This window comes from Rhizobacter sp., from assembly GCF_035702065.1.
Taxonomy (GTDB): Bacteria; Pseudomonadota; Gammaproteobacteria; order Burkholderiales; family Burkholderiaceae_C; genus Rhizobacter.
This window is the reverse complement of the sequence record NZ_DASSRA010000465.1, coordinates 1-10312: the sequence shown is the minus strand read 5'-3', so window position 1 is coordinate 10312 and position 10312 is coordinate 1. Positions and strand designations below refer to the sequence as shown.

Sequence of the window (10312 nt, the reverse complement as noted above, 5' to 3'; positions counted from 1 at the left end):
GGCTTTCGGGCGTGAGCATCAGGGTCTGGAAGGCCACCAGCTCGAGGCGCATGCCCTCGTCGAACTTTTTGTAGACCGAGTTGGCCACCGCCTCCACGCACTGCAGCGGCGCGGGGTAGTTGCGCGACATGGCGCCGACCGTGTTGCGCGCGAACTGGAAGTAGGCATCGGGGTTGTCATGCTGGGCCTTGAGATTGCGCACCAGCGGCAGCGGGCGCTTGTCGGCCACCTCGGCGGCAAACGCCAGCGCCGCGGCCATCAGGTCACCATCCACCAGCTTGTCGAACAGCTTCTGGCCAGGCAAGGCCGCGAGCATTTCGCTCTTCACAGGTTCGCCACTCACGATCATGTTGAGTGCAGTTTCCACACCCAGCACGCGAGGCAGGCGCTGCGTGCCTCCGGCACCCGGGATCAGCCCCAGCTTCACCTCGGGCAGGGCCACCTGCGTGCCCGGTGAAACCAGTCGGTAGTGGCAGCCCAACGCCAACTCCAGCCCACCGCCCATGCACACGCTGTGGATGGCCGCGATCACCGGCTTGCTGCTGGCCTCGACCGCGGCGATCACGCTCAGCAAATTGGGCTCGGTCATCGCCTTGGGCGAACCGAACTCCTTGATGTCGGCGCCGCCCGAGAAGGCCTTGCCGGCACCGGTGATCACGATGGCCTTCACGTTCTTGTCGGCCTGGGCCTTGTCCAGCCCTTGGGTGATGCCCAACCGTGTCGCGTGGCCAAGGCCGTTGACCGGCGGGTTGTCGAGCGTGATGACGGCGATGTTGCCGCGCAGTTCGTAGTTGGCACTCATGGCGTGGACCTCGGGTAGATCGACAAGAAGGACGACGGAAAGACGGCAAGAAACGAACGACCGTTCGCTTCTGAAAACCAGATTCTAGAAAGCAAAAAAGCCGGCCCCTGTCCCATCAGAGACAGTGCCGGCTTGCGGCTCAGCGGGAGATGTTAGACCTCCAGCCACTCCTTGCGAATGTCAGCGTTGGCACGTAGCTGTGCCGGCGTTCCTTCGAACACAACCTGGCCGTGGCCCATCACGTAGCAGCGCTCCGAGATCTCCAGCGCGATGGTGAGCTTCTGCTCCACCAGCAGCACCGAGACACCGCGGCGCTTGAGTTCCTTCAGGTACTCGGCCACCAGCTCCACGATCTTGGGCGCGAGGCCTTCGGTGGGCTCGTCGATCATGATCAGATCGGGGTCGCCCATCAGCGTGCGGCACAGCGTGAGCATCTGCTGCTCGCCGCCCGAGAGCACGCCGGCCTCGGTGTGCTGGCGCTCCTTCAGCCGCGGGAACATCTGGTACATGTCGTCGAACGACCAGCGCGGCTTCTTGCCCTTGCCCTTCTCGCCCAGCATCAGGTTCTGGTGCACGGTGAGCTTGGGGAAGATGTCGCGGTTCTCGGGCACGTAGCCGATGCCGGCGTGGGCGATCTGGAAGGCCTTCTTGCCGAGGATCTCCTGATCGCGCCACTTGACCGAGCCTTGGGCATCGACCAGGCCCATGATGGCCTTGGCGGTGGTCGAGCGGCCCGAGCCATTGCGGCCCAGCAGGCTCACGATCTCGCCCGGCATCACGTTGAGGGACACGCCATGCAGCACATGGCTCTTGCCGTAGTAGGCGTGGACGTCTTGCAGATTGAGCATTGTCATGTCAGGACTTCCGCCGGGCCGTCCCAAGGGAGGCCTGCGCCCCCTCGGGGGGCAGTGAACAAAGTGAACGTGGGGGCTTCATGTCAGTGCCCCGCCGCTTGCTGGTCGGCCAGGACAGAGCCGAGGTAGGCCTCTTGCACGCGCGCGTTGGCACGCACGGCATCGGGGGTGTCGAAAGCAATCACTTCACCGTAGACCAGCACGGCGATCTTGTCGGCCAGGCCGAACACCACGCCCATGTCGTGCTCCACCGTGAGCAGCGTCTTGCCCACCGTCACCTCGCGGATCAGCTGGATGAAGCGCGTGGTTTCGCTCTTGCTCATGCCGGCCGTGGGTTCGTCGAGCAGGATCACGCTGGCACCGCCGGCGATGGTGATGCCGATCTCCAGCGCACGCTGTTCGGCGTACGTGAGGTTGATGGCTTCCACGTCGCGCTTCTTGTCGAGCTTGATCATCTTCAGCACTTCTTCGGCGCGGTCGTTGGCATCGTGCAGATCGGCCAGGAACTTCCAGAACACGTAGCGGTAGCCCAAGGACCACAGCACTGCACAACGGATGTTCTCGAACACCGAGAGCTTGCCGAAGAGGTTGGACACCTGGAAGCTGCGCGCCAAGCCCTTGCGGCTGATGTCGAAGGGCCGCATGCCGTCGATGCGCTCGCCGTGCAGGCGGATCTGGCCGCTGGTGGGAGCAAAGCGCCCGCTGATCAGGTTGAACAGCGTGGACTTGCCCGCACCGTTGGGGCCGATGATGGCCACGCGCTCACCCTCTTTCACCTGCAGCTTCGCGCCGCGAATGATCTCGGTCTTGCCGAAACTCTTGCGGACGTCGTCGAGTTCGACCGCCCATCCGCCCTTGCCTGTACTCGAGCCCTGGCTCATACGCTACCTCTGCGATGGATTTCTTTCTGGATTTCTTCTTGGATGCCGCTCCATTGGTACTTGAAGCGCCGCCTCACCAACTCGAAGAGACCGAGACCCACCACGAAGACACCGAACGCCGCCAGCCAGGTGTTGAGATCCTGGACATTCAACATGCGGCCCAGGAAACGCACCTCGTCACCCGTGCCGGCTTCGAACTGCATGTGATAGACCATTTCGATGACGGCCGAAATGCCGGCCAGCCACACGGCTGTCGTCAGCGCGAGGCCGATATAGCTCAGCAACAGCCGGCGCAGCTTGCCGAAGGCCGCCACGCGCAGGTTCATCATGACCAGGCTGGAGATGCCACCCGGCGCGAACATGACCATGATCAGAAAGATCACACCCAGGTAGAGCAACCAGGCTTTCGTGAGTTCAGACAGCAGCACGAAGGCGAGCACCGACAGGATGGCGCCGATGATCGGGCCGAAGAAGAACAGCGCGCCCCCAAGGAAGGTGAACAGGAGATACCCGCCTGAACGCGCCGCACTGACCGACTCGGCCGTGACGATCTCGAAGTTGAGCGCCGTCAAGCCACCGCCGATGCCGGCAAAGAACCCGGCAATGATGAAGGCGATGTAGCGCACCACCTGCGTGTTGTAGCCCACGAACTCCACACGCTCCGGGTTGTCGCGCACCGCGTTGAGCATGCGGCCGAGCGGCGTGCGCGTCAGCATGAACATCAGGCCCGTGCAGATGAAGCAGTACACGGCGATCAGGTAGTACACCTGGATCTGCGGCCCGAAGGTGATGCCGAACAGCGGCTTTCCAGCCACCCGGTTGGCGCTGATGCCGCCTTCGCCCCCGAAGAACTCGGGGAACATCAGCGACATGGCGAACACCAGTTCGCCCACACCGAGCGTGATCATGGCGAAGGTGTTGGCAGCCTTCTTGGTGGTGACCCAACCCAGCAGCGCAGCCACAGCCGCACCGGCCAGGCCGCCAACCACTGGCACCAAGCTCACGGGAATCGGCAACTTGCCGGCCCCAACGAGGTTGAGCGCGTGGATCGCCAGGAAAGCACCCAGCCCGGTATACACCGCATGCCCGAAGCTGAGCATGCCGCCCTGTCCCAGAAGGAGGTTGTAGCTCAGGCAGATGATGATCATGTAGCCCATCTGCGAGAGCACGGTCAGCGCGAGGCTGCTCGTGAAGATCAGCGGCGCCAGGATCAGCAGCAGAGCGAAACCACCCCAGACGACCAGACGGCCGACATTGAAGGGTTTGAATTGGAAGTAGGTGGCGTTGCTCATCATCAACCCTCGCGCGTGCCCATGAGGCCCTTCGGGCGGAAGATCAGCATCAGCACCAGCAACGCGTAGGGCAGGATGGGAGCGATCTGGGAAATTTTCAGCTTCAACAGGGCATAGCCAAAGGTTTCAGGGGTGACGTTGACGCTCAGTTGTTGCAGCGCCGAGGCCATCGATTGGTCCATGGCCACGGCAAATGTCTGCAGTACGCCGATCAGGATGGACGCGGCAAACGCTCCAGCCAGGGAGCCGAACCCACCGACCACGACGACCACGAAGATGATCGGGCCGACGGCCGCGGCCATGCCCGGCTCGGTGACGTATGCGTTGCCGCCGATCACCCCTGCCAGCCCGGCCAGCGCAGCACCGCCGCCGAACACGAGCATGAACACGCGCGGGACGTTGTGACCCAGCGCCTCAGCCATCTCGGGGTGCGTGAGCGCCGATTGAATGATGAGCCCGATGCGGGTCTTGGCCAGCAACACCCAGATCGACACCAGCATCACCAAGGCCACCAGCATCATGAAGCCGCGGTACATCGGGAACTGCGTGCCGTACAGCGTAAACAGCGGGCCGTCGAGCGCCGCCGGAACCTTGTAGTCCACCGACAGGCGCCCCCACGTCAGCTGCACCAATTCGAGCAGGACAAAGGAGAGTCCAAAGGTGATGAGCAACTCGGCCACGTGGCCGAACTTGTGCACCTGGCGCAGGAAGAAGCGCTCGAACAATGCACCGACCAGCCCAGTGACCAGCGGAGCGATCAGAAGGGCCGGCCAGTAGCCGACGTACTTCGCGGTGGTGTAGGCGAAATATGCGCCCAGCATGTAGAAGCTGGCATGCGCGAAGTTGAGCACGCCCATCATGCTGAAGATCAGTGTGAGACCCGAACTCAGCATGAACAGCAACAGCCCGTAGCTGAGGCCGTTCAGCAGCGATATGGTGAAGAACTCCATCGCGTCCTTTGATACATGAAAAAGAGAGGGACCCGAATGCGCCACCCCTGACCAGGAGGCATGGCACCACAGGCGGAAAAGCAGCGCCGCAGAGAGCGCTTCCGTGAGCGGACTCGCACGGCGCTCAACGCGAGAAACAACGGGGTAAAGATGTCGCCGGATGCTGCCTTGCGGCCATGCGCAACGTAAATCATCTAGGTGACACCGGGCGCTAGGGACTTCCCGGCCGCAACGCACAAAAGAGGCAAGCCCGCAAAGGCTTGCCTCTTGGCTCAGAAACCCTGATCCACGGCGTGAAAGCCTGAGCCCTCACGCGAACCGGAAGGGTCAGGTGGGACGCTTCATCTGGCAGGTCGTCGGGGTGCTCGACACGTAGGGCTCGAACGTCTTTTCAGACACCCAGGTGTTGGCCGTGCCTTCGCGAACCAGCGGGTTCTTCTTGTCGGCCTTCTGCCAGGTCGCCAGGAAGAGCGGCTGCTGCAGCTGGTGATCCGAGGCGCGCATGGTGATTTCGCCCGAGAAGCTCTTGACCGAAATGCCTTCCATGGCCTTGGCAACCTTCACCGGATCGGTGGACTTGGCCTTGGCGATCGAGGCGTTCAGGGTCTTGAAGAGGTGCGGGATGGTGGCCGTGCTGTAGTCCTCGCCCTTGTACTTGGCTTCGTACTGCTCCAGGATCGTGCGTGCTTCGCCCGGCATGTTCGTGTACGACACGTAAACGTAACGCACCTTGCCCAGGCCGTAGTCACCCAGCGCAGCCGGGCCACCGGAGGCGCCTGCGTAGTAGGTGTACCAGTTGACGTTCAAGCCGGCATCCTTGGCGGCCTTGAACAGCAGGGACATGTCGGGGCCCCAGTTGCCGGTGATCACGGTGTCTGCGCCGGCCTGCTTGATCTTGGCCACGTAAGGCGCGAAGTCCTTGACCTGGCCGATGGGGTGCAGGTCTTCGCCGACAACCTGCACGTCGGGGCGCTTGCGGGCCAGGGTTTCCTTCGCGTACTTGGCAACTTGGTGGCCGTGGGCGTAGTTCTGGCCAATGATGTAGACCTTCTTGATCGACGCGTCGTCCTTCATGTAGGAGGTCATGGCCTCCATCTTCATGGACGTGTCGGCATCGAAGCGGAAGTGCCAGTAGCTGCACTTGCTGTTGGTCAGGTCAGGATCCACCGCAGCGTAGTTCAGGTAGATCAGTTCCTTGCCGGGGTTGCGCTCGTTGTGCTTGTTGATGGCGTCGATCAGAGCGGCGGCAGCACCCGAGCCATTGCCCTGGGCGACGTAGCGAATGCCCTGGTCGATGACTGCCTTCAGCACGCTCAAGGTTTCCTGCGGAGACGCCTTGTTGTCGAAGGGCACCATCTCGTACTTCACGCCGGCGGGGCTGCCCTTGCCGCTTTCTTTCTCGGCGATGAACTGGAAGGTGTGCAGGATGGGTGTGCCGATGCTGGCCATGGGGCCAGACAGCGGGTCGATGAAAGCGATCTTGACCGTTTCGCCGGCCTGCGCGAACACCGAACCAGCGCTCAAGGCCAGTGCAGCAACGCCTGCCAAGCCGATCATGTTTTTGCGGAACTTCATCTACTTCTCTCCTTGGGTACGAAAATCAAACCGTGTGACCTTAACCGAAGATTTCCCTCGACAGATTCAAGGAATACCCGGAATTGCACGGCGGTGCATTCCGATCTGCATTGCAGAACTGCTACATCAGACCGCGGGCAGGCGATGGTCTTTGAAGGACTCGCGCAGCTTTAGTTTCTGGATCTTGCCGGTGGCCGTATGAGGGATTTCGCTAACGAAGGCCACGTCGTCCGGGATCTGCCACTTGGCGATGCGGCCCTCGAAAAAGGCCAGCAGCTCTTCGCGTGTGAGCTCGGCGCCGGGCTTTTTCACAACCACCAGCAGCGGCCGCTCATCCCACTTGGGGTGACGGCAGGCGATGGCCGCGGCCTCGTGCACGGCCGGGTGGGCCATGGCGATGTTCTCGAGATCGATGGAGCTGATCCATTCGCCGCCGGACTTGATCACGTCCTTGCTGCGGTCGGTGATCTGCATGTAGCCATCGGCGTCGATGGTGGCCACGTCGCCGGTCGGGAACCACTCCAGCCCGTCCACCTTGACCAGCGGTGACTCGGCACGCTGGAAGTAGCTCTTGATGACCCAAGGCCCGCGCACCACCAGGTTGCCCGAGGCCTTGCCGTCCCATGGCAGGGGCTTGTTGTCATCGTCCAGGATCAGCATGTCAACGCCATAGACCACGCGGCCCTGAGTGAACTGCAGACGCTCCTTTGCCTCCTTGGGGAGGTCGACATGCTTGCCCTTGAGCCGAGCCAGCGTGCCCAGCGGCGACATCTCCGTCATGCCCCAGGCGTGGATGACCTCGACGCCCAGTTCGTCTTGCAGCGTGCGCAGCATCGATGGTGGGCAGGCCGAACCACCGATCACGGTGCGTCTGAAGGTGCTGAACTTCAGCTTGTTCTGCATCACGTGGTTGATGAGTCCCAGCCAGACGGTGGGCACACCGGCGCTGAAGGTGACCTTCTCGCTCTCGAACAGCTCGTAGAGCGACTTGCCATCAAGGTGCGGGCCGGGCATTACCAGCTTGGCACCCACCAGTGGGCCCGAGTACGGCAGGCCCCACGCGTTGACGTGGAACATGGGTACCACCGGCAGGATCACATCCTTGGCCGAGCAGCCGAGCGAGTCGGGCAAGGCGCTGGCATAGGCGTGCAGCAGGGTCGAGCGATGGCTGTACACCGCGCCCTTCGGGTTGCCCGTGGTGCCCGAGGTGTAGCAGATGCTCGAAGCGGTGCTCTCGTCGAACTCGGGCCAGGCATAGTCGCCGTTCTCGGCCTCGACCAGTTCGTCGTAGCACAGCAGCTTGCCGAGCGTGGTGCTGGCCGGCATGTGGGCGCGGTCGGTCATCAGCACGAAGTGCTGCACGCTCTTGAGCAGGGGCGCGATCTTCTCGACCAGCGGCAGGAAGGTCAGGTCGAAGCACAGCACGCGGTCCTTCGCGTCTTCGGCGATCCAGACGATCTGCTCCGGGAAGAGCCGCGGGTTGATGGTGTGGCAGACGAGGCCCGAACCCGAGCTGCCGTAGTAGATCTCAAGGTGGCGGTAGCCATTCCAGGCCAAGGTGCCCACCCGATCACCGGGCTGGCAACCCAGCTTGGCCAGGGCCTGTGCCAACTTGCGCGCACGCAACTCGCAATCCTTGTAGGTGTAGCGGTGAATATCGCCTTCGGTTCTCTTCGAGACGATCTCGGTGTCGGCGGAATGGCGTGCCGCATGCGTGATGAGCGAGGAGATCATCAGCGGCATTTCCATCATCTGGCCCAGCAGGCGTGACATTCTTTCTTCTCCAGTTTCCAAGCATTCGACGCGTCGATGATAGGAAGGCCTAACCCCGCTGAATTCCTGCTGTTTACCCCTAGGGAAATCGAGAAACCGCCTGCTCGCTAAACTGCCTGGATGCATGCTGTACTCGACGACGTGAGCGCGCCCGCCGTGCTGGGAAATCACTGGCCCAATCGCTTCGCATCGCTCGGCGAAACCTTCTTCACCCCCCTGCCCCCGCAAGGTCTGCCGGACCCACATTGGGTGGCCTGGAGTCCCGCCTGCGCGCAGCTGCTGGGCCTGGCCGATACACGGCAGCCGGGCGACGACGACTTTCGCCTGCAGGTCTTCAGCGGCAACGCACTCGGCGCCGGCATGCAGTCGTTGGCGAGCGTCTACAGCGGCCACCAGTTCGGTGTCTGGGCCGGCCAATTGGGCGACGGCCGCGCGCACTGGCTGGGCGAGGTCGACACACCTCAGGGCCCGATGGAGATTCAGCTCAAGGGGGCCGGGCTCACACCCTATTCGCGCATGGGCGACGGCCGCGCCGTGCTGCGTTCGTCGATCCGCGAGTTCCTCTGCTCCGAGGCCATGGCCGGCCTGGGTGTGCCGACGACACGCTCGCTGTGCGTCACCGGCTCGGCCCTGCCGGTGCGGCGCGAGACCATCGAGACGGCGGCCATCGCCACGCGCGTGGCGCCGAGCTTCATCCGCTTTGGCCACTTCGAGCACTTCACCCACACGGCACAGCACACACAGGCGCTGAAGCAGCTGGCCGACTTCGTGATCGCTGCCCACTACCCGCAGTGTCTCGAAATGCCACAGCCCTACACCGCCCTGCTGGCCGCGGTGTCGCGCAAGACGGCCGAGTTGATGGCGCACTGGCAGGCTGTCGGCTTTTGCCACGGTGTGATGAACACCGACAACATGTCGATCCTCGGCCTGACCATCGACTACGGGCCTTTCGGCTTTCTCGACGCTTTCGACCCGGGGCACGTCTGCAACCATTCCGATCACCAGGGCCGCTACGCCTACGCGCGGCAACCCAACGTGGCCTTCTGGAACCTGCATGCCCTGGCGCAGGCGCTGCTGCCGCTGATCGGTGAAGGCGATGAGGCCGCGAGTGAAGAGGCGCTGGAAGCACTCGAGGTCTACAAGACCGACTTCCCGCGAACACTCGAGGAGATGATGCGCGCCAAGCTCGGCCTGGCCACCGTGCAGGACGACGACCGGCAACTCATCGACGGCCTGCTCAAACGCATGGCCGCCGACAAGAGCGACTTCAGCATCACCTTCCGCCGGCTGGCGCAGTTCAGCACCGCCATGGGTGTCACCAACGATGCCGTGCGCGACATGTTCATCGACCGCGACGCCTTCGACGCCTGGGCCCTGCCCTACGCCGCGCGCCTGCGGGCCGAAGGCAGCATCGACGCGGAGCGCGCCTTGAGGATGAACCGGGTCAACCCCAAGTACGTGCTGCGCAACCACCTGGCCGAAACGGCCATCCGGCAGGCGCAGCAGGGTGACTTCAATGAAACGCAGCGGCTGCTGAAAGTTCTGGAGCAGCCTTACGACGAACAGCCCGAGCATTCGGCGTATGCCGACTTCCCGCCCGAATGGGCGCAATCGATTGAGGTGTCTTGTTCATCATGAGCAAATACAAGGTTGAAAAGTCCGATGCCGAGTGGCGCGCGCAACTCGACCCGATGCAATACGAAGTAGCGCGTCACGCCGCCACCGAGCGCGCCTTCACCGGCAAGTACTGGGACCACTTCAAGGATGGCCAGTACAACTGCATCGGCTGCGGCACGCCGCTGTTCAAGTCAGACACCAAGTTCGACGCCGGCTGCGGCTGGCCCAGCTACTGGGAGCCGATCAACAGCGAAGTCATCGAGCGCGTGGTCGACAAGAGCCACGGCATGGTGCGGGTGGAGGTGCGCTGCAACAACTGCGGCTCGCACCTGGGTCACGTGTTCGAGGACGGGCCTGAGCCCACCGGTGAGCGCTTCTGCATCAACTCGGCGGCGATAGACTTCAAGCCCGTTCCCTGATTCGCCCGTGATGAAATTCCTCCTCGACTTCCTGCCGCTGCTGCTCTTCTTCGGCACCTTCAAGTTCGCCGACGCCAACAAGGAGTGGGCCGCGTCCTTTGCCAGCAATCACCTCGGCTTCCTGGTGTCGGGCGGCGTGGTGGGAACCG

At 63.0% G+C, this 10312-nt stretch carries 9 protein-coding genes; 2 read left to right on the top strand and 7 right to left on the bottom strand.

Annotated elements, in window-relative coordinates; translation table 11 throughout:
- The 7 genes from VFL64_RS20580 to VFL64_RS20550 form a co-directional block, all read right to left on the bottom strand.
- On the bottom strand, positions 1-802 hold an 802-nt coding region (locus VFL64_RS20580; protein ID WP_489542248.1), incomplete at its 3' end, for an enoyl-CoA hydratase/isomerase family protein.
- A 152-nt stretch (positions 803-954) separates the two neighbouring features.
- Positions 955-1650 (bottom strand): ABC transporter ATP-binding protein, encoded by a 696-nt coding sequence (locus VFL64_RS20575; RefSeq protein ID WP_489542249.1) that lies wholly within the window; start codon positions 1648-1650, stop codon positions 955-957.
- 89 nt (positions 1651-1739) lie between these two features.
- The gene (locus VFL64_RS20570) at positions 1740-2537 is read right to left on the bottom strand and encodes an ABC transporter ATP-binding protein (protein ID WP_489542247.1); all 798 of its coding nucleotides are present in this window, start codon (positions 2535-2537) and stop codon (positions 1740-1742) included.
- On the bottom strand, positions 2534-3829 hold the full coding sequence (locus VFL64_RS20565; protein ID WP_489542246.1) for a branched-chain amino acid ABC transporter permease: 1296 nt from the start codon (positions 3827-3829) through the stop codon (positions 2534-2536). The genes VFL64_RS20570 and VFL64_RS20565 overlap by 4 nt, the downstream gene beginning before the upstream one ends.
- A 2-nt stretch (positions 3830-3831) precedes the next feature.
- Complete coding sequence (locus VFL64_RS20560; protein ID WP_489542245.1) at positions 3832-4779, bottom strand: branched-chain amino acid ABC transporter permease; 948 nt, start codon at positions 4777-4779, stop codon at positions 3832-3834.
- A gap of 327 nt (positions 4780-5106) precedes the next feature.
- On the bottom strand, positions 5107-6354 hold the full coding sequence (locus VFL64_RS20555; protein ID WP_489542244.1) for a branched-chain amino acid ABC transporter substrate-binding protein: 1248 nt from the start codon (positions 6352-6354) through the stop codon (positions 5107-5109).
- Positions 6355-6480: 126 nt separating this feature from the next.
- Positions 6481-8127: a 3-(methylthio)propionyl-CoA ligase gene (locus VFL64_RS20550; protein WP_489542243.1), complete on the bottom strand. Its 1647-nt coding sequence runs from the start codon at positions 8125-8127 to the stop codon at positions 6481-6483.
- 120 nt (positions 8128-8247) lie between these two features.
- Here VFL64_RS20550 and VFL64_RS20545 point away from each other — a divergent pair, with 120 nt between their 5' ends.
- Both VFL64_RS20545 and msrB read left to right on the top strand, forming a co-directional pair.
- Positions 8248-9765: a protein adenylyltransferase SelO gene (locus VFL64_RS20545; protein WP_489542242.1), complete on the top strand. Its 1518-nt coding sequence runs from the start codon at positions 8248-8250 to the stop codon at positions 9763-9765.
- Positions 9762-10163: a peptide-methionine (R)-S-oxide reductase MsrB gene (msrB, locus tag VFL64_RS20540; protein ID WP_027693513.1), complete on the top strand. Its 402-nt coding sequence runs from the start codon at positions 9762-9764 to the stop codon at positions 10161-10163. Before VFL64_RS20545 ends, msrB begins: the two co-directional genes overlap by 4 nt.
- The last annotated feature ends 149 nt before the right edge of the window (positions 10164-10312 follow it).